This window comes from Streptomyces sp. NPDC050674 (assembly GCF_040654575.1).
In the GTDB taxonomy this organism is placed as follows: Bacteria; Actinomycetota; Actinomycetes; order Streptomycetales; family Streptomycetaceae; genus Streptomyces.
Genome location: NZ_JBFAIG010000021.1, coordinates 74,201 through 97,065, shown reverse-complemented (window position 1 = coordinate 97,065; position 22,865 = coordinate 74,201). Strand labels below are relative to the sequence as shown.

The following is a 22,865-nucleotide window of genomic DNA, read 5'->3' as shown; positions in this document are numbered from 1 at the left end:
TTGACCGGGCACAGGCTTGTTGATCGCCAGCGCAGCGCCCGGCTCCCCCGGACGGCCGTCCACGGCCGCCGCCGCGGTGCGCGCGGGGAGGTGCACGTCATGACCGACCGAAGGCTCTGGTCCTACAAGGAGATCGCGGCACACATCAGGGTGCAGCCGGACACCGTCCGGTCCTACCGCAAGCACGGGCTGCTGCCCCCGCCCGACCATGTCGAGGGCGGCAAGCCCTACTGGTACGCCGACACGGTCCGGGCCTGGGTCGCCTCCCGGCCCGGCAACCGCGGCCGAAGAGCGGACTGACCCCGCCGCCCCGCGCCGGTCCGGTGCCCCGCCCTCGCGCGGGGCACGGCCGGGCGCCTCAGCTCCACGGCTCGGCGACCGTCACTCCCGCTCCCGGCGCCGTCCCCATCGCCGCCAGCGCGGACGGGACCTCGTCCAGCGTGATCGTGGACGTCACCAGCAGGTCGGGGCGCAGGACACCGCTGCGGACCAGCTCCAGCATCGGCGGGTAGCCGTGCGCGGCCATGCCGTGACTGCCGAGGAGTTCGAGCTCCAGGGCGATCGCCCGGGCCATCGGCACGGGGGTCGTGCCGGCCGGTGAGGGCAGCAGCCCGATCTGGACGTGCCGGCCGCGGCGGCGCAGGCCGTTCACGGAGGCGGCACAGGTGCCGGGCGAGCCGAGGGCGTCGAGGGAGAGGTGGGCGCCGCCGCCGGTCAGCTCGCGGACCGCCGCCGCGGTGTCCGCCCCGCCCGTCGCGTCGACGCACCGCGCCGCGCCGAACCGTCGCGCGAGGTCGAGGGCCGCGGGCGACACGTCGACCGCCACGACCCGGGCGCCCGACGCGGCCGCGATCATCACGGCCGAGAGCCCGGCCCCGCCGCAGCCGTGCACCGCCACCCACTCCCCCGCCGCGACCCGGCCGCGCTGCACCACCGCCCGGTACGCGGTGGCGAACCGGCAGCCGAGTGAGGCCGCCGTCGCGAAGGACAGCTCCCCGGGCAGCGCCACGAGGTTGACGTCGGCGTGGTCCAGCGCCACGTACTGGGCGAAGGAGCCCCAGTGGGTGAAGCCGGGCTGGGTCTGACGCTCGCAGACCTGATGGTCGCCCGCCGCGCAGGCCGGGCAGCCGCCGCACGCGCAGACGAACGGCACGGTGACCCGGTCGCCCGGCCGCCATCCGGTCACCCGGGCCCCGACGGCCTCGACGACCCCGGCCAGTTCGTGCCCGGGCACGTGCGGCAGCGTGATGTCCGGGTCGTGGCCCTGCCAGCCGTGCCAGTCGCTGCGGCACAGGCCCGTGGCCTCGACCCGCACGACCACCCCGTGCTCGGCGGGCTCCGGGCCGGGGACGTCCCGCACCTCGGCCGTCTCCCCGTACCGCTCGAACACCACGGCCCGCATGGGTCCACCCGCCTCTCGGTCGTGTCGCGCCCGGGCTCCGGTGAGCGCGGAGCGTGCGTGCACCCCCGGCGCGTTCCGGCGCGTTGGGGCCTGCCCGGCGTACACCTGGGGGAACGCTAGCGTGCGCCGCAGGGCGTGCCGACCCGAGCGCCGCGTCGGTGGCCGGCTTCCCGAACCGATACCCCCTAGGGGTACAGTGGGAGGTGCGGATCCCCAAGGGACCCCACAGCCCCACATGCCTCGACGAGGAGTAACGACATGACCGCCCAGACCGACACCACGGGCCCCGTCACCACCGTCTTCAAGGTGAGCGGCATGAGCTGCGGACACTGCGAGGGCGCGGTCTCCGGGGAGATCTCCCAGCTCTCCGGCGTGACGTCCGTGACGGCCGTCGCCAAGACCGGCGAGGTCACCGTCGTCTCGGCGGCCCCGCTCGACGACGAGGCCGTGCGCGCCGCCGTCGACGAGGCCGGTTTCGAACTGGCCGGCCGGGCCTGAGCCTCCCGAGCCCGCCGGCCGGCCGGGTCTGGAACGCGCCGGTCCTGGCACTCGTACCCGTGTACGGGCCGTACGCCGCCGCCCCGGCCCGTACGGCCCGTCGCGCTGTGCGGGCTCAACGCATCTCCTGGAGTGAGGACATGACCAGCACCACCGCCCATGCGCCGGCCGGCCGCGAGCCGGCCCTCACCGAGGTCGAGCTGCTCATCGGCGGGATGACCTGCGCGTCCTGCGCGGCCCGGGTCGAGAAGAAGCTGAACCGCATGGACGGCGTCACCGCCACGGTGAACTACGCGACGGAGAAGGCCCGGATCACCTGCCCTGAGGGCACCGAGGTCGCCGACCTGATCGCCACCGTGGTGAAGACCGGGTACACCGCCGAGGAACCGGCGCCCCCGCGCGAGGAGGACTCCCCCGCCGGGGCCGAGGACCAGGACCCCGAGCTGTCGGCCCTGCGCAGTCGCCTGACCGTCTCCGCGGTCCTCGCCGTGCCGGTGATCCTTCTGGCGATGGTCCCCGCGCTCCAGTTCGACAACTGGCAGTGGCTCTCGCTCACCCTCGCCGCGCCGGTCGTGGTCTGGGGCGGGCTGCCCTTCCACCGGGCGGCCTGGACGAACGCCCGGCACGGCGCCGCCACCATGGACACGCTGGTCTCCCTGGGCACCCTGGCGGCGTTCGGCTGGTCCCTGTGGGCGCTGTTCCTCGGCGAGGCGGGCATGCCGGGCATGCGGCACCCCTTCGAGCTCACCGTCTCGCGCGGGGACGGCGCCTCCTCGATCTACCTGGAGGTCGCCTCCGGGGTCACCGCCTTCATCCTGCTGGGCCGCTACCTGGAGGCCCGTTCCAAGCGCCGTGCGGGCGCGGCGCTCAGGGCGCTGATGGAACTGGGCGCCAAGGACGTGGCCGTGCTGCGGGACGGACGCGAGGTGCGGATCCCGGCGCGGCGCCTGGCCGTCGGCGACCGGTTCGTCGTACGGCCCGGCGAGAAGATCGCCACCGACGGCACGGTCGTCGAGGGCGTCTGTGCCGTGGACGCCTCGATGCTGACGGGTGAGTCGGTGCCGGTGGACGTGGTGCCCGGGGACGCGGTCACCGGCGCGACGGTCAACGCGGGCGGGCGGCTGGTCGTCGAGGCCACCCGGGTCGGCGCCGACACCCGGCTCGCGCGGATGGCGAAGCTGGTGGAGGACGCGCAGAACGGCAAGGCCGAGGTACAGCGGCTCGCCGACCGGATCTCCGGGGTCTTCGTGCCGGCGGTGCTGCTGATCGCCGTCGCCACGGCCGGGGCCTGGCTCGGACTGACGGGCGACGGGGTCGCCGCGTTCACCGCGGGCGTCGCGGTGCTGATCATCGCCTGCCCGTGCGCGCTGGGTCTGGCCACCCCGACCGCGCTGATGGTCGGCACGGGCCGCGGCGCCCAGCTCGGCATCCTGATCAAGGGCCCGGAGGTGCTGGAGTCCACCCGCCGGGTCGACACCGTCGTCCTGGACAAGACGGGCACCGTCACCACCGGCCGGATGACCCTCCAGGAGGTCCGTCTCGCCGAGGGCGCCGACGAGAAGGAGGTGCTGCGGCTCGCGGGCGCCGTCGAGCACGCCTCCGAGCACCCCGTCGCCCGGGCGATCGCCCTGGGCGCCGAGGAGAGGGCCGGGCGGCTCCCGGACGTCGAAGGGTTCGAGAACGTCCCCGGGCGGGGCGTACGCGGCCGTGTGGAGGGCCGTGAGGTCGCCGTGGGGCGGCTCTTCGACGACGTGCCGCCGGAGCTGGCCCGCGCGCGGGACGAGGCCGAGCGGGCCGGGCACACGGCCGTCGTGGCCGGCTGGGACGGGAGGGCGCGGGCCGTGCTGGCCGTCGCGGACACGGTCAAGGAGACCAGCGCCGAGGCCGTGCGCGACCTGCGCGCGCTGGGGCTCACACCGGTGCTCCTGACCGGGGACAACCGCGCGGTGGCCGAGACGGTGGCCGCGGCCGTGGGGATCGAGAAGGTCGTGGCCGAGGTCCTGCCCGAGGACAAGGTCGACGCGGTACGGCGGCTCCAGGCCGAGGGGCGGGTCGTCGCCATGGTGGGCGACGGCGTCAACGACGCGGCGGCCCTCGCCACCGCCGATCTGGGCCTGGCCCTGGGCACCGGCACCGACGCGGCGATCGAGGCGGGCGACCTGACGCTGGTCCGCGGTGATCTGCGGGTCGCGGCGGACGCCATCCGGCTCTCCCGGCGGACGCTGGCCACGATCAAGGGCAACCTGCTGTGGGCCTTCGGCTACAACGTGGCCGCGCTGCCGCTGGCCGCCGCCGGTCTGCTCAATCCGATGATCGCCGGGGCCGCGATGGCCTTCTCGTCGGTCTTCGTCGTCACGAACAGTCTGCGGCTGCGGACATTCCGGTGAACTCGCCCGAATTCGACCCAAGTTCACGGCGAACGTGATTTGAGCCCCTCTGGAGTCCCGGGCCCGGCTCACATAAGCTCTTCACAAGGCTCGCGCAGCATCCTTACGCTTGGGTCTCGAACCGCTATATCCGGGCTCTTGCGCAGCTAACGGACATACGCAAGAGACGCAGATCACAGTGATGTGAACGTAACCATCGAAGGGGTTCGAAGGTCTAAGTTGACGATGTCAGGCAGCGTCTTGGGGGGCGCCACCTGGCATCTGGAGATGTCTTGGGGGACTTCTCCAGTTGGGGGTACCTCCCTGCTCGAACGAAGCTGAGAGCTTGGGGGAGCGTTGCCGGGGCACGTACGCCGGGAAGCTTTGAGCGGCCCTCCCGGGCGTGCGCTGTCCCGGCAGAGCGCACACCACAGCAGTACGGCGATTTTCGCTCGTTCTGCTCAACAGCGATTCAGGCGCTGTCCTCACAGACGCCCGGCCGGATCCCGTGGGGGGAATCCGTACCGGGACTGGGAAGGCGCCCTGGACGTCGGCCCGTGGGGGGACCGACGCCGGGGCGCCTTCTTCATTGCGTAAGAAATTACGTGAGGGATCGTCCGAGACCCGTCGGTGATCCACGAAGTACGTCGGGAATCACGCGAGAGCCCCCGCATCCGGCAACCGGATGCGGGGGCTCTCGCGGTACCGCGCCTCAGGGCTCCTGGGCGGCGGCCTCAGCGCTCCTCGACGGGAACGAAGTCGCGCTCGACCACGCCGGTGTAGATCTGGCGCGGGCGGCCGATGCGGGAGCCCGGCTCCTTGATCATCTCGTGCCACTGGGCGATCCAGCCCGGCAGCCGGCCGAGGGCGAACAGGACCGTGAACATCTCGGTCGGGAAGCCCATGGCCCGGTAGATCAGGCCGGTGTAGAAGTCGACGTTCGGGTAGAGGCTGCGCGAGACGAAGTAGTCGTCGGAGAGCGCGTGCTCCTCCAGCTTCAGCGCGATGTCCAGCAGCTCGTCGGACTTGCCGAGGGCGGACAGCACGTCGTGCGCGGCGGCCTTGATGATCTTGGCGCGCGGGTCGAAGTTCTTGTAGACCCGGTGGCCGAAGCCCATCAGGCGGACGCCGTCCTCCTTGTTCTTCACCTTGCGGATGAAGGAGTCGACGTCGCCGCCGGAGTCGCGGATGCCCTCCAGCATCTCCAGCACGGACTGGTTGGCGCCACCGTGCAGCGGGCCCCACAGGGCGTTGATGCCGGCGGAGATCGAGGCGAACATGTTCGCCTGCGAGGAGCCGACCAGGCGGACCGTGGAGGTCGAGCAGTTCTGCTCGTGGTCCGCGTGCAGGATCAGCAGCTTGTCGAGCGCGGAGACCACGGTCGGGTCCAGGTCGTACTCCTGCGCGGGGACCGAGAAGGTCATGCGGAGGAAGTTCTCGACGTAGCCGAGGTCGTTGCGCGGGTAGACGAACGGGTGACCGATCGACTTCTTGTACGCGTACGCGGCGATCGTCGGAAGCTTGGCGAGCAGCCGGATCGTCGAGAGGTTGCGCTGGCGCTCGTCGAACGGGTTGTGGCTGTCCTGGTAGAACGTGGACAGCGCCGAGACGACCGAGGACAGCATGGCCATCGGGTGGGCGTCGCGCGGGAAGCCCTTGTAGAAGTTCTTGACGTCCTCGTGCAGCAGGGTGTGCTGCGTGATGTCGTTCTTGAACGTCGAGAGCTCGTCGACCGTCGGCAGCTCGCCGTTGATCAGCAGGTAGGCGACCTCCAGGAAGGTGGAGCGCTCGGCCAGCTGTTCGATCGGGTAGCCGCGGTACCGCAGGATGCCCGCTTCGCCGTCCAGGTACGTGACGGCGGATTTGTACGCGGCCGTGTTGCCGTAGCCGCTGTCCAGCGTCACCAGACCGGTCTGGGCGCGGAGCTTTCCGATGTCGAAGCCCTTGTCACCGACGGTGCTGTCGATCACCGGGTAGGTGTACTCGCCGTCGCCGTACCGCAGTACTACAGAGTTGTCGCTCACGTCTTCCCTCACCGACGTTGTGCCTCATCTTCGAGGTTGCCCTGACTGTCTCTACCATCCCCCACTTGGCTCAGGAGAGTGCACTCGGGGTCGACCATCGGGCCTATCGACGGCACTGAGTGCCGTCAACTTGCTCATCCTGCCCCCTGTGATCCCCTTCCGGAAGTGCCTTGTGACCTTCACGACTCATTTGATCGATCATTTTTCGTTGAACCGAGCCGGAAGTCGAGTGCCGTGCACCGCCGGCCCGCCGAAACCGTGCGCACGGCCTGGCCGATCGCCTTGCGTGAACCGACGAGGACGACCAGCTGCTTGGCCCGGGTGACCGCCGTGTAGAGCAGGTTGCGCTGGAGCATCATCCAGGCGCCCGTGGTGACCGGGATGACGACCGCCGGGTACTCGCTGCCCTGGGAGCGGTGGATCGTCACGGCGTACGCGTGGGCCAGCTCGTCGAGTTCGTCGAACTCGTACGGCACCTCCTCGTCCTCGTCCGTGAGCACCGTCAGCCGCTGGTCGACCGGGTCGAGCGAGGTGACGACGCCGACGGTGCCGTTGAAGACGCCGTTCTCGCCCTTCTCGTAATTGTTGCGAATCTGGGTGACCTTGTCGCCGACGCGGAACACCCGTCCGCCGAACCTCTTCTCCGGCAGGTCGGGACGGCCGGGGGTGACGGCCTGTTGCAGCAGGCCGTTGAGGGTGCCCGCGCCGGCCGGGCCGCGGTGCATCGGGGCGAGGACCTGGACGTCCCGGCGCGGGTCCAGCCCGAACTTGGCCGGAACGCGGCGGGCGGCCACGTCGACGGTGAGGCGTCCGACGGCCTCGGTGTCGTCCTCGACGAAGAGGAAGAAGTCCTTCATGCCGTCCGTGACCGGGTGCAGTCCGGCGTTGATCCGGTGCGCGTTCGTCACCACGCCGGACTGCTGGGCCTGCCGGAAGACGCGGGTGAGGCGGACGGCGGGGATCGGGCCGCCGTCGGCGAGGAGGTCCCGCAGGACCTCGCCCGCGCCGACGCTGGGCAGCTGGTCGACGTCCCCGACGAAGAGCAGGTGCGCTCCCGGCGGGACCGCCTTCACCAGCTTGTTGGCGAGGAGCAGGTCCAGCATGGACGCCTCGTCGACCACCACCAGGTCGGCGTCCAGCGGGCGCTCCCGGTCGTAGGCCGCGTCGCCGCCGGGCTTGAGCTCCAGCAGGCGGTGGACCGTGGAGGCCTCGGCGCCCGTGAGCTCGGACAGGCGCTTGGCGGCCCGGCCCGTGGGGGCGGCGAGCACGACCTTCGCCTTCCTGGCCCGGGCCAGTTCCACGATCGAGCGGACCGTGAAGGACTTGCCGCAGCCGGGCCCGCCGGTCAGGACGGCGACCTTCTCGGTCAGCGCCAGCTTGACGGCGGCCTCCTGCTCGGGCGCGAGATCGGTGCCCGTGCGTCCCTTGAGCCAGCCCAGCGCCTTGTCCCAGGCCACGGCCCGAAAGCCCGGCATGCGGTCCTCGCCGGTGCGCAGGAGGCGCAGCAGCTGGGCGGAGAGGGAGAGTTCGGCGCGGTGGAAGGGCACGAGGTAGATCGCGGTGACGGGCTCCCCGTCGGGGCCCGGCACCTTCTCCCGTACGACGCCGGGGTCCTCGCCGCCCTCCGCTGGTTCGGCCAGTTCGGCCAGGCACTCGATGACCAGGCCGGTGTCGACCTGGAGGAGCTTGACCGCGTCCTTGATCAGCTGCTCCTCCGGGAGGAAGCAGTGCCCCTGGTCGGTGGACTGGGACAGCGCGTACTGCAAACCCGCCTTGACGCGCTCGGGGCTGTCGTGCGGGATGCCGACGGACCGGGCGATCTTGTCGGCGGTCAGGAAGCCGATGCCCCAGACGTCGGAGGCGAGCCGGTACGGCTGGTTCTTCACGACCGAGATGGAGGCATCGCCGTACTTCTTGTAGATGCGCACGGCGATGGAGGTGGAGACCTCGACCGTCTGGAGGAAGAGCATGACCTCCTTGATCGCCTTCTGCTCCTCCCAGGCGTCGGCGATCTTCATGGTGCGCTTGGGGCCGAGCCCGGGGACCTCGATGAGGCGTTTGGGCTCCTCCTCGATGATCTTCAGGGTGTCCATGCCGAAGTGCTGGGTGATCCGGTCGGCGAAGACCGGGCCGATGCCTTTGACGAGGCCCGAGCCGAGATAGCGGCGGATGCCCTGGACGGTGGCCGGCAGGACCGTCGTGTAGTTCTCCACGTGGAACTGCTTGCCGTACTGCGGGTGGGAGCCCCAGCGGCCCTCCATGCGCAGGGACTCGCCGACCTGGGCGCCGAGCAGCGCGCCGACGACCGTGAGGAGGTCGCCGCCGCCTCTGCCGGTGTCGACCCGGGCGACCGTGTAACCGTTTCCCTCGTTGGCGTACGTGATGCGCTCCAGCACGCCCTCCAGCGTCGCCGGTCGCCGCTCGCCCGCCTGGGCGGCCCCCGCCTGATCGGTCATGATCCGACGGTACCGTCCGCCTGTGACGGCGCAGCGGGGCGATCCGCGGCCCACCCCTCCCCCAAAAGCGACCGTTCAGTATGCGCACGAGGGCTCACTTTTCACCGCGGATTCACAAGAAAAGTCGAAGCTTTACAGTTCAAGCATCCGGGTCGAGCCTTTTTCGATCCTTTACCGTGGAAGAATTCAGGGGTTCATCACAACGGGGCCGGCCATTCCCGACGGCCCCGAATGACGGCGAGGAACGATGTCACCCCAGGCCCAGAGCGTCGCCCTGTGGATCATGTCCCTGGCCATCAACCTCGCGGCGGTGTGCGCGGGCATCGTGTGGGGCTGGGAGGCCTTCACCCAGCTGCTGCTGCCGGCGTTCGGGTCGGTGGTGGGAGCGTCGATGGTGAGCTACAGCCTGCGGCGCTGAGGCCGCGGGCCGGAGCGCAGCGGATTCCCATATCGAGATAACGTGGTGCGTCCGACTGGTGAGTGAAAGGGCGGCGCATGACCGCGACGGCGGAACTCGATCCGGACGATCTGATCGAGATGTTCAAGGCCCTCGGCAACCCCGCCCGATTGCAGATCATGCAGTGGCTGAAGGATCCCGAGGCGCACTTCGGCGCCTACGAGCCGATCGCGGACCGCCGGTCGGTCGGCGTGTGCGTCACGCACATCCAGGCGAAGGCGGGACTCGCCCAGTCGACGGTGTCCAGCTATATGAGCACGCTCGAACGGGCGGGGCTCGTCAGGCCCACCCGGATCGGCAAATGGACCCACTACCGGCGCGACGAGGAGCGGCTGACGCGCTTGGCGCAGGCGATCGGCACCACTCTCTGACATTGACGCATCGCGATACGTCGATATGATCCCCCTCATGCCGACCTTCGATGCCATGCCCCGCGCCCTGATCGTCCACGCGCACCCCGAGCCCCTGTCGTTCTGCTCCGCCCAGATGAGGGCCGCGGCCGATTCCCTCGGCCGGGCCGGGTACCGGGTCGACGTCCTGGATCTCTACGCCGAAGGCTGGGCTCCGGTGCTGGCCCGGGAGGAGTTCGCCCCGGTGGACGGCGTGTTCAAGCCGCAGGCCGAGCAGCTGCGCGCGGTCGGCGAGGGGACGCTCGACGCGACCGTCCAAGACCATCTCGACCGGTTGCTCGCCGCCGATCTGCTCGTGCTGTCCTTCCCCCTGTGGTGGTTCTCGCTGCCCGCCGTCCTCAAGGGCTGGGTGGACCGGGTCTTCGTGATGGGCGGGGTCTTCGGCGGTGCCCACGGGCTCTTCGGCGAGGCGGCACTCGCCGGCAAGCGCGCGATGCTGCTGTTCACGACCGGCGGGCCAAGCGAGTCGTTCCGGCCCGGTGGCGCGTTCGGCCCGATGGACGACTTCCTGTTCCACATCCACCGCGGAATGCTGGAGTTCGTCGGCTTCGAGGTCCTCGGCCCGGTCATCACCTACGGACCGGCCCGCATGAGCGACGAGGAACGGGCCGCGGCGCTGGAGGCGGCCGGTCAGGCCGTCGCCCGGGCGACACGAAAGCCGGTTGCCGACGGGGCCACCGCCTGACTACCGTCCGCCTCCATGCCCCCGCCCCTGCGCACCCCACGCCTGCTCCTGACCCCCTACAGCCCGGACGACGAGGACGCCTTCGTCGCCCTGTTCCAGGACACGAGGGTGTCCCGGTGGATGGGCGACGGGCCCTCCTCCGAGGCGGACGACCGGGCCCTGTTCGGGCGGATCTTCAGCAAGGTCTACGCCCGGGACCTGTTCGACGTGTGGGCCGTCCGGCAGGCCGGGCGCCTGGTCGGGCACGCGGAGATCAAGCGGACCGACGCGGTGGACGGGCACGAGATCGTCTACGCGCTGGACCCCGCGGCGTGGGGAGGCGGACTGGGCACGGAACTCGCCGGGGCGCTCGTGGCGTACGGCTTCGAGACGCTCGGGCTCCGCGAGGTGCACGCCACCGTCGCGGCGGAGAACGAGGCCTCGCTGCGTCTGCTCGGGCGCCTCGGGTTCGAGCACGTGCGCGACATCGAGGAGGACGACGGTGGTGTCACCCGCGTGCTCACCGCCTGCCGAAACCGACTCCCCGCCGGATCCGGCCCGTTGCGCGACCGGCCTCGGTAGGGGGTCGCGCAGGGCCGAAGCCGCCCTGGCGGCGGGCCCGCGATAATCCGGCAGGAATTTCTTGCCCCGTCGTGCAACCCTTTCCGCCCTCAGCGGGTCGTACTAGGCGTCAGGACTTCTGGAGGGGGATCCGGGGGGATCGCGGGGGTTCCTGACGGGAGGGGAAAAGCCGAGGGGGCCCGGTCGACGGACCGGGCCCCTTCGAAACCGTTCGGGGCCGTCCGAAGGCCCTTCGGGGCTGTCAGAAGAAGACGCCGCACCTCAGCAGGACGTTCGCGTACGGCCGTGCCTCGCCCGTGCGGACGACCAGCCGGGCCCCCGCCGACAGCTCCTTGAGCCGCTCGTGCGGGACGAGGTCCAGCCCCGGGAAGTGCCCTTCCAGCAGCGCCGAGGCCTGCGGGTTGGCCTCCCGCAGCTCGCGCGCCGCCGTCGCCCCCTCGACCACCAGCTCCGCCAGCACCCCGTCCAGCACCTCGGCGAACGACGGCACGCCAGCCCGGAACGCCAGGTCCACCACCCGGGGACCGTCGGGGATCGGCATGCCCGCGTCGCACACCAGCACCCCGTCACCGTGGCCGAGTTCAGCCAGCGCACCGGCGAGGTGGCGGTTGAGTATCCCGGTCTTCTTCATGAACCGGCGACCTCCGCCGCGGTCGGGAAGGACGCCTGGGCGCCCTGCTTCGTCACGGTCGCGGCACCCACCCGGGCCGCGTACGCCGCCGCCCGCGCGAGCGACTCGCCCGCGCCCAGCCGGCAGGCCAGCGCGGCCGTGAAGGAGTCGCCCGCACCCGTGGTGTCCACCGCCTCCACCTTCACCGCGGGCACGCGCGAGACACCCTCCGACGACGCCACCAGCGCGCCCTGCGCGCCCAGCGTCACCACCACCGACCTCGGGCCCTTGGCGAGAAGGATCCGCGCCCAGTCCTCGGGGGTGTCCCCGACGGCGGAGTCACCCAGGATCACCTTCGCCTCGTGCTCGTTCACGATCAGCGGGTCGCAGGCCGCCAGCACCTCCTGCGGCAGGGGGCGCGGCGGCGAGGGGTTCAGCACGAAACGGCTCCCCGGCGCCAGGCTCCGTACGACCTCCACCACCGTCTCCAGCGGGATCTCCAGCTGCGCCGACACCACCCGGGACCCCTGGAAGAGGCACCCGGCCGCCCTGACGTCCTCGGGCGTCAGGCGGCCGTTGGCGCCGGGCGAGACGACGATGCTGTTGTCCCCGGACGGGTCGACCGTGATCAGCGCGACCCCGGTCGGCGCGCCGCCCACCAGGACACCCACCGTGTCGACGCCGGCCGCGCGCTGCGAGTCCAGCAGCAGCCGGCCGTGCGCGTCGTCGCCGACCCGGGCCAGCAGGGCCGTGCGGGCGCCGAGCCGGGCGGCGGCGACCGCCTGGTTCGCGCCCTTGCCGCCCGGGTGGACGGCCAGGTCGGAGCCGAGCACGGTCTCTCCGGCACCGGGCCGGCGCTCCACCCCGATCACCAGGTCGGCGTTGGCCGACCCCACGACCAGGAGGTCGTAGTCGTACATGAGTTGTCTCCCCACGTGAGTGACATGGGCGGGCGGTCCCGCACACCGTGTGCGACCGCCCGCCGTTCCCCGATGTCAGCCGCTGAAGCCGGCCACGTTCTCCTTGGTGACCACCTTCACCGGCACCTTCACCGTCTCCTCGACCTTCTCGCCCTTCAGGGCACGCAGGGCGTTGTCCACGGCGATCCTGCCGAGCTGGGACGGCTGCTGCGCGACGGACGCGTACAGCGTGCCGCCCTCGACCGCCTTCAGTCCGTCCGGCGTGCCGTCGAAGCCCACGACCGAGACCGACTTTCCGGCCTTGGAGCCCAGCGCCTTGATCGCGCCGAGCGCCATCTCGTCGTTGGCGGCGATGACGCCCTGGACGTCCGGGTGGGCCTGGAGCAGGTTCGACATGACATCGAGGCCCTTGGTGCGGTCGAAGTCGGCGGGCTGCTGGGCCACGACCCGGATGCCCGGGAAGGCCTTGAGTCCGTTGGCGAAGCCCTGCGCGCGCTCCCGGGCGGCGGAGGTACCGGCCTGGCCCTGGAGGATCACGATCTTGCCCTTGCCGCCCAGCTTGTCGGCGATGGTCTTGGCGGCGAGTTCACCGCCGGCGACGTTGTCGGAGGCGACCAGGGCGTCCACCGACGCCTTGTTCACGCCCCGGTCGACCGCGATGACCGGGATCTTCGCCTGGTCGGCGGCCTTGACGGAGTTGCTCGCGGCGTCCGAGTCCACCGGGTTCACGATGATCGCGCCGAGGCCGGAACTGGTGAAGTTCTGGAGCTGGTTGGCCTGCTGGGAGGCGTCGTTCTGGGCGTCGGTGACGGTCAGGTCCACGCCCCGCTTCTTCGCCTCCGCCTGGGCGCCGGCCCGGATCTGCACGAAGAAGGGGTTGTTGAGGGTGGACAGCGACAGGCCCATCTTCGGCTTGTCGGTGGCGGAGGAGCCGTTGTGCAGGAACGAGGTGGCGCCGACGATCGCGACGGTGACCACGGCCGCGAGCCCGTACGTCGCCGCCTGCCTGCCCCTGCCTCCCTGCGAAGCACCGGCCACCGGGGTCGCCCCCGCCTTGCGCCGCAGCGTGTCGAACAGCACCGCCAGCGCGATGACGACACCGATGACGACCTGCTGCCAGAACGCCGAGACGTTCAGCAGGTTCAGCCCGTTGCGCAGCACGGCGAGGATCAGCGCGCCGATGAGCGTGCCGGAGGCCTTGCCGGTGCCGCCCGCGAGGGAGGCGCCGCCGATGACGACGGCGGCGATCGCGTCCAGCTCGTAGCCGTCGGCGGCCTGGGGCTGCGCGGAGGACAGCCGGGCGGCCAGCACGACACCGGCGACGGCGGCGAAGACGCCCGAGAAGGCGTAGATGGCGAGCTTCTGCTTCTTCACGCGCAGGCCGGACAGCCGCGCGGCCTCCTCGTTGCCGCCGATCGCGTACATGGAGCGGCCGATGTACGTCCGGCCGAGCACGAACGCGGCGATCAGGCCCATGACGACCATGACCAGGACCGGCACCGGCAGCCAGCCGCCGAGGGTGTCGCCGAGGTGGGAGACCGAGTCGGGGAAGGCGATCGGGGAGCCCTCGGAGATGACGAGGGACAGGCCGCGGGCCACGGACAGCATGGCCAGCGTGGCGATGAACGGCGGCAGCTTGCCGTAGGAGATCAGGATGCCGTTGACCAGGCCGCAGACGATGCCCGTCGCTATGGCGAGCAGCACGGCGAGGAAGACCGGGACGCCCGCCGAGGTGGCGCTCCAGGCGAGGACCGTGGCGGACAGCGCCGCGACCGAGCCGACCGACAGGTCGATGCCCGCCGAGACGATCACGAACGTCACGCCGAAGGCGAGGATGGCCGTCACGGCCGCCTGGACGCCGACGTTGAGGAGGTTGTCCGCCGTCAGGAAGTCGCCGGACAGCACGGACATGGCGATGACGAGGACGATGAGCGCGGTGAGCGCGCCGTTGTCGAGCAGGAGGCGGCGCAGGCCCCCCGAGGCGCCACCCGCGCCCGTCGTGCTCTTGAGCGTGTCAGTGGCCACCGGGGGCCTCCGTTCCGTTCGTGGTCGTGGTCGTAGGGGTGCTGACGGCGAGGGCCATCACGGCGTCCTGGGTCGCCTCGTCGGCGGAGAGCTCACCGGCGATCCGGCCCTGGGCCATCACCAGCACCCGGTCGCTCATGCCGAGCACCTCGGGAAGGTCGCTGGAGATCATCAGCACGGCCGCGCCGGCGGCGGTGAGTTCGTTGATCAGCTGGTAGATCTCGACCTTGGCGCCGACGTCGATGCCGCGCGTGGGCTCGTCGAGGATCAGCACCTTGGTGTCGGCGAGCAGCCACTTGCCGATGACGACCTTCTGCTGGTTGCCGCCGGAGAGGGTGCGCACGTGCTGGCCGAGCCCGGCCATCCGCACGCCGAGCTGCTGCGCGATCCGTTCGGCGGCCTCGCGCTGCCCCTTGAGGTCCACGAGCCCGCCGCGCGTGGCCGACCGCAGGGTCACCAGGCCGAGGTTCTCCTCGACGGAGGCGTCCAGCACCAGGCCCTGGCCCTTGCGGTCCTCGGGGACGAGTCCGATCCCGGCGGTCATCGCCGCGTTGACGTCGTACTTGGCGATCGGGGTACCGGACACCTTGACGGTGCCCTTGTCGTACGCGTCGGCCCCGAAGACCGCCCGGACGACCTCGGTGCGCCCGGCGCCGACGAGTCCGGCGATGCCGACGACCTCACCGGCGTGCACCTCGAAGCCGACGTCGTGGAAGACGCCGTCCCGGGTGAGTCCCTCGACGGTGAGCAGCGCGGCGCCCCGGTCGGCGCGTTCGCGCGGGTACTGCTGCTCGATGGAGCGTCCGACCATGAGCCGGACGAGCTCGTCCTCGGGGGTGGAGGCGGGGACGTGCCCGACGCTCCTGCCGTCCCGGATCACCGTCACCCGGTCGCCGAGTGCGGCGATCTCCTCCAGGTGGTGGGTGATGAAGACGATCCCGACGCCCTCCTCGCGCAGCGCGCGCACGATCGCGAAGAGCCTCTCCACCTCCTCGGAGGTGAGCACGGCGGTCGGCTCGTCCATGATCAGCACGCGGGCGTCCAGGCTGAGCGCCTTGGCGATCTCGACCATCTGCAACCGGGCGATGCCGAGTTCGCGGACCCGGGCACGGGGCGAGACGTCCACGCCGACCCGCTTCAGCAGGACCTCGGCGTCGGCCTCCATCCGCTTGCGGTCGATCATCCCCAGACGGCGCGGCTGGCGGCCCAGGAAGATGTTCTCGGCGACCGTCAGATCCGGGACCAGGTTGAACTCCTGGTAGATGGTGGCGATCCCGAGCCGCTCGGAGTCCTGCGCACCCTGGATGCGGGTCTCCTCGCCGCCGACCAGGATCCGCCCGGCGTCGGGCGTGTAGGCACCGGAGAGCATCTTGATGAGGGTGCTCTTGCCCGCGCCGTTCTCACCGAGCAGCACGTGCACCTCGCCCCGGCGCAGATCGAAGTCGACGCCGTCCAGCGCGACCACACCCGGGAAGGTCTTCCGTATGCCCTCGATGCGCAGCAACTCGTCCGCGTTGCTCACGTCGTGCTCCTTTGCACTGGGGTGGGGTTCTCGCCGCACGAGCGGCGTACGACGAGACGGGCGGGGAGGGTGACGGACTCGCCGGGCCGCCCCTCGATCCGGTCGACCAGGGCCCGCACGGCGGCCCGGCCCAGCTCGCCCGTGGGCTGGGCGATCGCGGTGATCGGCGGATCGGTGTGCACGAACCACCGGATGTCGTCGAACGCGGCCAGCGCGAGGTCGTCCGGGACGCGCAGGCCACGGGCGCGTACGGCGTCCAGCGCGCCGAGCGCCATCAGGTTGTCGGCGGCGAAGACGACCTCGGGCGGTTCGGCCAGGTCGAGGAAGCCCTCGGTGACCCGGCGCCCGCTCTCGGCCTGGAAGTCGCCCTGCCCTGTGTAGGCGTCGGGCAGTGCAAGTCCGTATGCGCCGAGCGCCTCCCGGAAGGCCTCCACGCGTTCGCGGCCGGTGGTGGTCGCCGCCGGGCCCGCGATGATGGCGAGCCGCCTGTGCCCGAGGCCGTGCAGATGCGCCACGAGGTCCCGTACGGCGCTGAGCCCGTCCGCCCGCACCACCGGCACGTCCACGCCCGGGATCCAGCGGTCCACGAACACCATCGGCGTCCCGGCCCGCGCGGCGTCCAGCATCAGCGGGGAACCGCCGTCCGTCGGGGAGACGAGCAGGCCGTCGATCCGGCGGTCCAGCAGGGTGCGCACGTGGTGGTCCTGGAGGTCCGGCCGCTCGTCGGCGTTGCCGATGATCACGCTGTAGCCGAGCGCGCGTGCCTCCTCCTCGACGGAGCGGGCCAGCTCGGTGAAGTAGGGGTTGAGCACGTCGCTGATGACCAGGCCGAGGGTGTGGGTCTGGTCGGTGCGCAGGGAGCGGGCGACGGCGTTCGGGCGGTAGCCCAGGGTCTCGACGGCGGCCAGCACGCGGGTGCGTGCGTCCGCGCTGACCGACGGATGGTCGTTCAGGACGCGCGAGACCGTGGCGACGGATACGCCGGCCTCGGCAGCGACGTCCTTGATGCTGGCCACCGCCGCTCCACCTCCTTGTGGATCAGTCGTGGGAGCGCCGGATGAGCGCTCGTGGAATCGATTACATCGACGGGAGCATGGAATCGATTACACGGCGGCGAATCAAGCCCCCGGCGGTACCTCTTGACCGGATCGTGATGTCGCGGGCGGTCCCCCGTCGGTTCAGGCTGGAAGGAGAAGGTCGGTTTCCCGGCGAGTGGAGGAGCCATGACGGCGGCGACCCGGAACGACGTACCCGTCGCCCTCGAAGGCGATGGAGTGGAGCTGCGCATCAAGCCCATCGGCGGCGGCCTGTCGGTCGGCTACATCACCCTGCCCCGGGGCACGGACATGGGCCCGGCCCTCAAGGGCCTGCCCGACGACGCGTGCCAGTGCCCGCACTGGGGCTATCTGCTCAAGGGCCGGATCAGGATGCGCACGGCCGCGGGCGAGGAGGAGTACGAGGCGGGACAGGCGTACTACTGGGGCCCCGGCCATGTGCCGATGGCGCTGGAGGACAGCGAGCTGGTGGAGTTCTCGCCGAGCGAGGACTTCCAGCGGGTGATCGACCACGTGACGGCGCAGGCCGGATGAGCCGGGTCTCCTGATGCGCCGTGCCCGGACCGATGAGTTTCGCCGGCCCGGGCGGTCTTCCTCGCATCGACCACAGGAGGAACACCGTGACCCAGCTGCTGCGCGTGCAGAACTTCAACGTCTCGAGTGACGGATTCGGTGCCGGTGAGGGCCAGAGCCTGGAGCGGCCGTTCGGCCATGCCGACCCCGGCACGATGTTCGCCTGGGCCGGGGCCACGGCGAGCTGGCCGAACCGCACCGCCCCCGGGGGCAGCCGCGGTCTCGACGACTACCTGACGCGGGACTTCCACCACAACATCGGCGCCGAGATCATGGGACGCAACAAGTTCAGCCCGCACCGCGGCCCTTGGCAGGACCACGAGTGGCAGGGCTGGTGGGGCGACGAACCCCCGTTCCACACGCCGGTGTTCGTCATGACCCACCACGAGCGCCCCTCGTTCACCCTGTCCGACACGACGTTCCACTTCGTCGGCGGGGATCCGGCCGAGGTCCTCGCCCAGGCGCGCAAGGCGGCCGGGGGCAAGGACGTACGGCTCGGCGGCGGGGCGGCGACCATCCGGCAGTTCCTGGACGCCGACCTGGTGGACACGCTGCACGTGGCGGTCTCGCCCGGTGTGGTGCTCGGGTCCGGCTCACGGCTGTGGGAGTCCCCCGAGGAACTGTTCGACCGGTTCCACTGCGACATCGTGCCGAGCCCTGGCGGCGCGGTGATCCATCACCTCTTCTGGCGCAAGTGACACCCACCGGTCCGGGCGCGCGCCCCGGTCAGTCGCGCCCGCCCCAGTCCAGACGGTCGGCGAGCCCGGCGGCGGTGAAGGCGGCCGCCAGTTCGTCGCGGCCCTCGGTGAAGTGGGCCCAGCTGTCGTAGTGCACGGGGACCACGCGGCGGGCGCCGAGGATCCGCGCGGCCTCGGCGGCCATGGCGCTGTCCAGGACCAGAACACGGTTGTCGAAGAGGACGGGGAAGCGGGGGGCGCCGGCGAAGAGCACGGCGGTGTCGACGGGGCCGAAGCGGCCGGCGATCTCGCGGACCGCGTCGAGGGAGGCGTTGTCACCGCTGACGTAGACGGTGGGCATGCCCTCGCCGGTCAGGACGAAGCCGACGACCTGGCCGGTGAACGCCTCGACCTGCTCACGCGGACCGGGGCCGTGCAGGGCGGGGACGCCGGTCACGGTGACCGTGCCGCCGCCGGGGCGCTCCAGCTCGACGGATTCCCAGTCGGCCAGGCCCCTGGCCCTCTCCCCCAGGCTTTCGCCCAGACGCTTGCCGCCGCCGGGTGTGGTCAGGGTCAGGGGTATGCCGGCGAGCAGGGCCCGGCCCGAGGTGTCGAGGTTGTCGGCGTGCTCGTCGTGGGAGAGCAGCACTACGTCGACGTTGCCGAGGTCGGCGGGCGCGGCGGCGGCGGGTGCGGTTTTGGTCAGGAGCGGGCCCCCGGGCCGGGGGTAGTCGCCGGGGGCGTCGAAGGTCGGGTCGGTCAGGAAGCGCAGACCGCCGTACTCGAACAGGGCGGTCGGGCCACCCAGGACACGGACGGGGAAGTCGGTCGTCACGGGCGTGGAAGACATGGAACACCTCACGGATGGAAGCGATTGAACCGTGAGAAGACCGTAGCTGCTTCTCACGGATGAGGGCAAGCCGTACCATGAGAAGCATGGAGGAGTCCGTGATCGAACAACCCGCCCCGCCGCCCGTACAGGGCGAGGAGGAACACCCCTCCCTGGCCCTGGCCAACAGCGCGACGGCACTGCCCGGCGGGCGCACCCTCGACCTCCTGGGCACCCCCGCACAGGCGAACCACTGGCTGACCGAGCGGGGCCTCGCCCCGGTCGACGCCGGCATGCGGGAGATGTGCGCGGCCCAGCTGCGGTCGCTGCGCGAACAGATCAGGTCGCTGTTCGCCGCCCGGGCCGACGGCGTACCCGCCCTGCCCGCCGCGGTGGACGCCCTCAACGACGCGATGACCAGGGTCCCCACGGCCCCCCTGCTGCGATGGGACGACAAGACCGGCCCCTACCGCACCGCCGCCCCCCACCCCACCACCGCGATCGTCGACCTCGCCGTGGCCACCCTCGCCGCCGACGCGGCCGACCTGCTCACGTCTCCCGACGCCGAGCGCCTCACCGCGTGCGGCTCCCCGCCCTGCAATCGCTTCCTGCTCCGCCACGGCCGCCGCCAGTGGTGCTCCACCCGCTGCGGCGACCGCGCCCGCGCGGCCAGGGCGTACGCGCGCCGCACCGGGGGGCGCTGACTCCGCCCCGGTCAGGGCCGGGTCGGAGGGGCGAGCCGCCCCCCTCTGCTCTCCGCGACCCTTTTGACGTCCCGTAGCGACTCGCTGAGCCGCCGGGCCAGGTAGTGCAGCTCCGCGCTCGTCACCCGCCGCTCCGCGAGGAGTTCGGCGGCGTGCGCGAGCAGGCGGTCCGCCATGTCGATCTGCACGTCCTCGATCTCGTCGGCGAGCCGTGAGACGTAGCCGGTTCCGTCGCCCAGGAGGTAGCAGGGCTGGCCGTCGGCACCGGTCCAGGGCAACAGCCTCCCGACCGCCGTGTGGTCGCGTGCCGCGCCGGTCATGCGTGCGCCTCCGCCGACAGATAAGGGCGCACCAGTCGGTTGTCCTCCCCGCGCAGCGGGCGTTCGTCGGGGCGACGGCATGCCGCCGGGCAGGCGTACGGGCGCGCGTACGGGCGGCGCGGGGGTGGCGCCGTCGATCGCCGTCGCCTTCCCCGGGGAGGGAAGAGGAAGCGGAGGAACGGCTCCAAGAGCCGGGCGATGAGGTCTACCACGTGCGTCTGCCTGCCTTCTCACCTGCGGTGACTGCGTTCTGTGGTGAATCACTCACAGAGTGGGGCCGGGCCTCGCTACGCTGCCAGGGGGTGGAGCTTGACATCGCGGTTGTCAAGAAGGGGAGTTGGCTGATGGACGAACATCGCATGCTTCGAACACCGCGCCAGAAGTACGGGGAGGAGATGCGGCTGAGGCGGACCGCCGCCCGCCTCACCCAGGAGGAACTGGGCGACCAGGTGGTGTGCTCGCCCACGCTGATCAGTCATTTCGAGGCAGGCAGACGCCTTCCCAAGCCGGATGACGCGCAGCGGATCGACCGAGCCCTGGGGACGGACGGGTTCTTCGCGCGGTGGCTGGAGGATCTGGAGTCGCACTACACCGATCATTTCGCGGCGGTGGCCGAGCTGGAGCAACTGGCAACCCACATTCAGCAGTTCGCGCTTTCCCTGATTCCCGGAGTGCTTCAGACCGACGACTACGCCCGCGCCTTGTTCCGGTCCTACCGTCCGAACCACACGGCCGAAAAACTTGACGAGCTCGTTGTCATTCGAACGCAACGCCGCCGCATCCTCGACGGGCCTGCTCAGCCCGTCGTCTGGACCCTGCTCGACGAGGCGGTCCTCCGCCGTCGCGTCGGAGGACCGCGGGTCATGGCGGAGCAGTTGCACAAAGTCGCCGACCTGGCCGAATCGGGACGGTTGCGTCTGCATGTGCTTCCCTACGACGTGGGGGCGCACGCACTCATGCAGAGCCTGCTCACACTCATGACCTTCGCGGACTCGGCCCCGGTGGCCTACGTCGAGGGCTTCCAGACCGGCAACTTGATGGACGAGCCAGCTCTGGTGAGTGCCTGTCAGACCGCTTACGCTCTGGCCCTGAGCGACGCGTTGTCGCAGCAGGAGTCACTGGCCCTCGTCAGGGCGGCAGCGAAGGAACACGCGCATGATGAGTGAGCACCTCGCCCTCACAGGTTGGTGCAAGTCCAGTTACAGCGGCGGGGATCAGGGCGAGTGCCTCGAAGTCGCCCCCGGCCACCCCGACATCCCCGTGCGGGACAGCAAGACCGCCCACGGCCCCGCCCTGGTCTTCTCGCGAAGCGGCTGGGCGGCGTTCGTCGCCGCCGTCAAGGACGGGCACATCAACGGCTGAGCAGGCAGCGTGAGACTCAAGGGCGGGTAGCTCTCACCACCCGCGCGTTCGGCCGCCTCGATGTAGTCGGCCAACCGGTCCCTGACGCCGGTTCCTCACCGGCGGGAATGCGACCTCACCCGTGACCGGCACGGGTGCCGTCGCAGACCTGCCAGCCGGCCACGGGGGCGCCTGCTGGAGTGAGCGGAACGCGCTGCCTCCCACAGGACGGATCGCCATGCCAGCACCCACCCCCGCTTCGGTCGACGCCCCCCTCTCACCCCGCGCGGGGTGGGCCACCGTGGTCTCCGTGGCGCTCGGGATCTTCGCCATCGTCACCACCGAGATCCTGCCGATCGGTCTGCTGACCTCCATCGGGGGCGACTTCACCGTCTCGGACGGGACGGCCGGGCTGATGATGACCATGCCCGGCTTCCTGGCTGCGGTCGCCGCTCCCCTGGTCACCTCGGCCACGGCTCGCCTCGACCGCCGTCTGATGCTCTGTCTGTGCATGCTCCTGCTGGCCCTGGCGAACTTCCTGGCCGCCGCGGCCTCCGACTACTGGCTCGTCCTGGTCTCCCGGGTCATGGTCGGCGTCACGATCGGCGGCTTCTGGTCGATCGGAGCCGGTCTCGCGGACCGGCTGGTGCCACCGGAGTCGGCCCGGCGGGCGACGGCCGTGATCTTCTCCGGCGTTCCGCTGGGGTCCGTCCTCGGCGTTCCGGCGGGGACGCTCATCGGGGACCTCGCGGGATGGCGTACGGCCTTCACCGTCATGGGCCTCTTCACCGCAGGCGTCCTGTTCCTGCTGCTCCGGTTCGTGCCGCCGCTGCCCCCGGTCCGGGCCACCCGCCTGGGCGTCCTCGGCGGGCTCCTGAGGACCACCGGCACCCGCCTCGCGCTGCTGCTGACGTTCCTCGTGGTCCTGGCCCACTTCGGCACCTACACCTACGTCACGCCGTTCCTGGAGCAGGTCACCCACGCCGACGGCGGCACGGTCACCGCCTTCCTGCTGCTCTACGGCGCCGCGGGCATCGCCGGGAACTGGCTGGGCGGGACCCGGGCGGCCCGCAGCCCGCGCGCCGTCTTCGGTCTCGCGGGCGGCGGGATCGCCGCGGCGACCCTATTGCTCCCGGCCCTGGGCCGCGGAGAGGCGGGCGCGGTGACGCTGCTGATCGTGTGGGGCATCGCCTACGGCGCCGTACCGGTCGCCTCGCAGACCTGGTTCTCCCGGGCGGCCCCGGACGCCCCGGAAGCGGCGTCGGTCCTGTTCACCGCCTCTTTCCAGGCCACCATCTCGACCGGCGCGCTCCTCGGGGGTGTCGCCCTGGACCGCACCTCGCCGTCCGCGGTCATGCTGCTCGGCGGGTGCGTCGCGCTGCTGATGGTCCTGGCGACCGGGGCCGCCCGCTCCGCCCGGGGCTGACGTG

The 22,865-nt window shown here is 71.4% G+C and carries 23 protein-coding genes; 13 read left to right on the top strand and 10 right to left on the bottom strand.

The window, feature by feature from the left end; genetic code table 11:
* Window positions 1-99 precede the first annotated feature (99 nt).
* A complete protein-coding gene (locus tag AB0I06_RS29365) occupies window positions 100-300 on the top strand; it encodes a MerR family transcriptional regulator (RefSeq protein ID WP_234847426.1) in 201 nt (66 codons plus the stop codon).
* Window positions 301-358: 58 nt separating this feature from the next.
* Here the strand turns inward: AB0I06_RS29365 and AB0I06_RS29360 are convergent, their stop codons facing one another.
* Window positions 359-1,402, bottom strand: a complete 1,044-nt coding sequence (locus AB0I06_RS29360; RefSeq protein ID WP_363121852.1) for a zinc-dependent alcohol dehydrogenase family protein — start codon at window positions 1,400-1,402, stop codon at window positions 359-361.
* Window positions 1,403-1,660: 258 nt separating this feature from the next.
* On the opposite strand from AB0I06_RS29360, the gene AB0I06_RS29355 reads away from it, so the two are divergent.
* Entirely contained in the window at window positions 1,661-1,900 is a 240-nt protein-coding gene (locus tag AB0I06_RS29355; protein WP_363121851.1) for a heavy-metal-associated domain-containing protein, read from the top strand.
* A gap of 140 nt (window positions 1,901-2,040) precedes the next feature.
* Window positions 2,041-4,287 (top strand): heavy metal translocating P-type ATPase, encoded by a 2,247-nt coding sequence (locus AB0I06_RS29350; protein WP_363121850.1) that lies wholly within the window; start codon window positions 2,041-2,043, stop codon window positions 4,285-4,287.
* Between the two features lie 713 nt (window positions 4,288-5,000).
* On the opposite strand, the gene AB0I06_RS29345 is transcribed toward AB0I06_RS29350, so the two are convergent.
* Both AB0I06_RS29345 and AB0I06_RS29340 read right to left on the bottom strand, forming a co-directional pair.
* Window positions 5,001-6,290: a citrate synthase gene (locus AB0I06_RS29345; protein ID WP_363121849.1), complete on the bottom strand. Its 1,290-nt coding sequence runs from the start codon at window positions 6,288-6,290 to the stop codon at window positions 5,001-5,003.
* 179 nt (window positions 6,291-6,469) lie between these two features.
* The gene (locus AB0I06_RS29340; RefSeq protein WP_363121848.1) at window positions 6,470-8,746 is read right to left on the bottom strand and encodes an ATP-dependent RecD-like DNA helicase; all 2,277 of its coding nucleotides are present in this window, start codon (window positions 8,744-8,746) and stop codon (window positions 6,470-6,472) included.
* A gap of 247 nt (window positions 8,747-8,993) precedes the next feature.
* Here AB0I06_RS29340 and AB0I06_RS29335 point away from each other — a divergent pair, with 247 nt between their 5' ends.
* The 4 genes from AB0I06_RS29335 to AB0I06_RS29320 all read left to right on the top strand — a co-directional run bounded on the left by AB0I06_RS29335 (window position 8,994) and on the right by AB0I06_RS29320 (window position 10,859).
* The gene (locus tag AB0I06_RS29335) at window positions 8,994-9,164 is read left to right on the top strand and encodes a hypothetical protein (RefSeq protein ID WP_363121847.1); all 171 of its coding nucleotides are present in this window, start codon (window positions 8,994-8,996) and stop codon (window positions 9,162-9,164) included.
* Window positions 9,165-9,241: 77 nt separating this feature from the next.
* The gene (locus AB0I06_RS29330; protein WP_363121846.1) at window positions 9,242-9,574 is read left to right on the top strand and encodes a metalloregulator ArsR/SmtB family transcription factor; all 333 of its coding nucleotides are present in this window, start codon (window positions 9,242-9,244) and stop codon (window positions 9,572-9,574) included.
* A gap of 37 nt (window positions 9,575-9,611) precedes the next feature.
* Window positions 9,612-10,298 carry an NAD(P)H-dependent oxidoreductase gene (locus AB0I06_RS29325; protein ID WP_363121845.1) on the top strand — a complete coding sequence of 229 codons (687 nt, stop codon included), beginning with the start codon at window positions 9,612-9,614 and terminating at the stop codon, window positions 10,296-10,298.
* 15 nt (window positions 10,299-10,313) lie between these two features.
* The gene (locus tag AB0I06_RS29320) at window positions 10,314-10,859 is read left to right on the top strand and encodes a GNAT family N-acetyltransferase (protein WP_363121844.1); all 546 of its coding nucleotides are present in this window, start codon (window positions 10,314-10,316) and stop codon (window positions 10,857-10,859) included.
* A gap of 241 nt (window positions 10,860-11,100) precedes the next feature.
* Here the strand turns inward: AB0I06_RS29320 and rbsD are convergent, their stop codons facing one another.
* The 5 genes from rbsD to AB0I06_RS29295 all read right to left on the bottom strand — a co-directional run bounded on the left by rbsD (window position 11,101) and on the right by AB0I06_RS29295 (window position 16,952).
* Complete coding sequence (gene rbsD / locus AB0I06_RS29315) at window positions 11,101-11,490, bottom strand: D-ribose pyranase (protein ID WP_363121843.1); 390 nt, start codon at window positions 11,488-11,490, stop codon at window positions 11,101-11,103.
* Window positions 11,487-12,389: a ribokinase gene (locus tag AB0I06_RS29310; protein WP_363121842.1), complete on the bottom strand. Its 903-nt coding sequence runs from the start codon at window positions 12,387-12,389 to the stop codon at window positions 11,487-11,489. The genes rbsD and AB0I06_RS29310 overlap by 4 nt, the downstream gene beginning before the upstream one ends.
* Window positions 12,390-12,464: 75 nt before the next feature.
* Window positions 12,465-14,414, bottom strand: a complete 1,950-nt coding sequence (locus tag AB0I06_RS29305; RefSeq protein ID WP_363121841.1) for a substrate-binding domain-containing protein — start codon at window positions 14,412-14,414, stop codon at window positions 12,465-12,467.
* Window positions 14,404-15,936: a sugar ABC transporter ATP-binding protein gene (locus AB0I06_RS29300; RefSeq protein ID WP_363121840.1), complete on the bottom strand. Its 1,533-nt coding sequence runs from the start codon at window positions 15,934-15,936 to the stop codon at window positions 14,404-14,406. The genes AB0I06_RS29305 and AB0I06_RS29300 overlap by 11 nt, the downstream gene beginning before the upstream one ends.
* Complete coding sequence (locus tag AB0I06_RS29295; protein WP_363121839.1) at window positions 15,933-16,952, bottom strand: LacI family DNA-binding transcriptional regulator; 1,020 nt, start codon at window positions 16,950-16,952, stop codon at window positions 15,933-15,935. Before AB0I06_RS29295 ends, AB0I06_RS29300 begins: the two co-directional genes overlap by 4 nt.
* Window positions 16,953-17,159: 207 nt before the next feature.
* Here AB0I06_RS29295 and AB0I06_RS29290 point away from each other — a divergent pair, with 207 nt between their 5' ends.
* A complete protein-coding gene (locus AB0I06_RS29290) occupies window positions 17,160-17,525 on the top strand; it encodes a hypothetical protein (protein WP_363121838.1) in 366 nt (121 codons plus the stop codon).
* An 86-nt stretch (window positions 17,526-17,611) separates the two neighbouring features.
* Window positions 17,612-18,262, top strand: a complete 651-nt coding sequence (locus AB0I06_RS29285; RefSeq protein ID WP_363121837.1) for a dihydrofolate reductase family protein — start codon at window positions 17,612-17,614, stop codon at window positions 18,260-18,262.
* 28 nt (window positions 18,263-18,290) lie between these two features.
* On the opposite strand, the gene AB0I06_RS29280 is transcribed toward AB0I06_RS29285, so the two are convergent.
* Entirely contained in the window at window positions 18,291-19,091 is an 801-nt protein-coding gene (locus tag AB0I06_RS29280; RefSeq protein WP_363121836.1) for an MBL fold metallo-hydrolase, read from the bottom strand.
* 86 nt (window positions 19,092-19,177) lie between these two features.
* Here AB0I06_RS29280 and AB0I06_RS29275 point away from each other — a divergent pair, with 86 nt between their 5' ends.
* Window positions 19,178-19,774, top strand: coding sequence for a CGNR zinc finger domain-containing protein (locus AB0I06_RS29275; protein ID WP_363121835.1), 597 nt, complete (start codon window positions 19,178-19,180; stop codon window positions 19,772-19,774).
* An 11-nt stretch (window positions 19,775-19,785) separates the two neighbouring features.
* Here AB0I06_RS29275 and AB0I06_RS29270 read toward each other — a convergent pair whose 3' ends face one another.
* Window positions 19,786-20,094, bottom strand: a complete 309-nt coding sequence (locus AB0I06_RS29270) for a hypothetical protein (RefSeq protein WP_363121834.1) — start codon at window positions 20,092-20,094, stop codon at window positions 19,786-19,788.
* A 344-nt stretch (window positions 20,095-20,438) separates the two neighbouring features.
* On the opposite strand from AB0I06_RS29270, the gene AB0I06_RS29265 reads away from it, so the two are divergent.
* From AB0I06_RS29265 to AB0I06_RS29255, 3 genes are all read left to right on the top strand, one after another.
* Complete coding sequence (locus AB0I06_RS29265) at window positions 20,439-21,260, top strand: helix-turn-helix transcriptional regulator (RefSeq protein WP_363121882.1); 822 nt, start codon at window positions 20,439-20,441, stop codon at window positions 21,258-21,260.
* Window positions 21,250-21,456 carry a DUF397 domain-containing protein gene (locus AB0I06_RS29260; RefSeq protein WP_363121833.1) on the top strand — a complete coding sequence of 69 codons (207 nt, stop codon included), beginning with the start codon at window positions 21,250-21,252 and terminating at the stop codon, window positions 21,454-21,456. Before AB0I06_RS29265 ends, AB0I06_RS29260 begins: the two co-directional genes overlap by 11 nt.
* A 217-nt stretch (window positions 21,457-21,673) precedes the next feature.
* A complete protein-coding gene (locus AB0I06_RS29255) occupies window positions 21,674-22,861 on the top strand; it encodes an MFS transporter (RefSeq protein WP_363121832.1) in 1,188 nt (395 codons plus the stop codon).
* Window positions 22,862-22,865: the final 4 nt, after the last annotated feature.

Excerpts from the sequence above, each read along its gene's own strand:
- AB0I06_RS29330 (WP_363121846.1), top strand. The coding sequence starts at position 9,242 with ATGACCGCGACGGCGGAACTCGATCCGGACGATCTGATCGAGATGTTC.
- AB0I06_RS29255 (WP_363121832.1), top strand. The coding sequence starts at position 21,674 with ATGCCAGCACCCACCCCCGCTTCGGTCGACGCCCCCCTCTCACCCCGC.
- AB0I06_RS29355 (WP_363121851.1), top strand. The coding sequence starts at position 1,661 with ATGACCGCCCAGACCGACACCACGGGCCCCGTCACCACCGTCTTCAAG.
- AB0I06_RS29365 (WP_234847426.1), top strand. The coding sequence starts at position 100 with ATGACCGACCGAAGGCTCTGGTCCTACAAGGAGATCGCGGCACACATC.
- AB0I06_RS29325 (WP_363121845.1), top strand. The coding sequence starts at position 9,612 with ATGCCGACCTTCGATGCCATGCCCCGCGCCCTGATCGTCCACGCGCAC.
- AB0I06_RS29360 (WP_363121852.1), bottom strand. The coding sequence starts at position 1,402 with ATGCGGGCCGTGGTGTTCGAGCGGTACGGGGAGACGGCCGAGGTGCGG.
- rbsD (WP_363121843.1), bottom strand. The coding sequence starts at position 11,490 with ATGAAGAAGACCGGGATACTCAACCGCCACCTCGCCGGTGCGCTGGCT.
- AB0I06_RS29260 (WP_363121833.1), top strand. The coding sequence starts at position 21,250 with ATGATGAGTGAGCACCTCGCCCTCACAGGTTGGTGCAAGTCCAGTTAC.
- AB0I06_RS29320 (WP_363121844.1), top strand. The coding sequence starts at position 10,314 with ATGCCCCCGCCCCTGCGCACCCCACGCCTGCTCCTGACCCCCTACAGC.
- AB0I06_RS29335 (WP_363121847.1), top strand. The coding sequence starts at position 8,994 with ATGTCACCCCAGGCCCAGAGCGTCGCCCTGTGGATCATGTCCCTGGCC.
- AB0I06_RS29310 (WP_363121842.1), bottom strand. The coding sequence starts at position 12,389 with ATGTACGACTACGACCTCCTGGTCGTGGGGTCGGCCAACGCCGACCTG.
- AB0I06_RS29270 (WP_363121834.1), bottom strand. The coding sequence starts at position 20,094 with ATGACCGGCGCGGCACGCGACCACACGGCGGTCGGGAGGCTGTTGCCC.
- AB0I06_RS29350 (WP_363121850.1), top strand. The coding sequence starts at position 2,041 with ATGACCAGCACCACCGCCCATGCGCCGGCCGGCCGCGAGCCGGCCCTC.
- AB0I06_RS29290 (WP_363121838.1), top strand. The coding sequence starts at position 17,160 with ATGACGGCGGCGACCCGGAACGACGTACCCGTCGCCCTCGAAGGCGAT.
- AB0I06_RS29275 (WP_363121835.1), top strand. The coding sequence starts at position 19,178 with ATGGAGGAGTCCGTGATCGAACAACCCGCCCCGCCGCCCGTACAGGGC.
- AB0I06_RS29280 (WP_363121836.1), bottom strand. The coding sequence starts at position 19,091 with ATGTCTTCCACGCCCGTGACGACCGACTTCCCCGTCCGTGTCCTGGGT.
- AB0I06_RS29265 (WP_363121882.1), top strand. The coding sequence starts at position 20,439 with ATGGACGAACATCGCATGCTTCGAACACCGCGCCAGAAGTACGGGGAG.
- AB0I06_RS29340 (WP_363121848.1), bottom strand. The coding sequence starts at position 8,746 with ATGACCGATCAGGCGGGGGCCGCCCAGGCGGGCGAGCGGCGACCGGCG.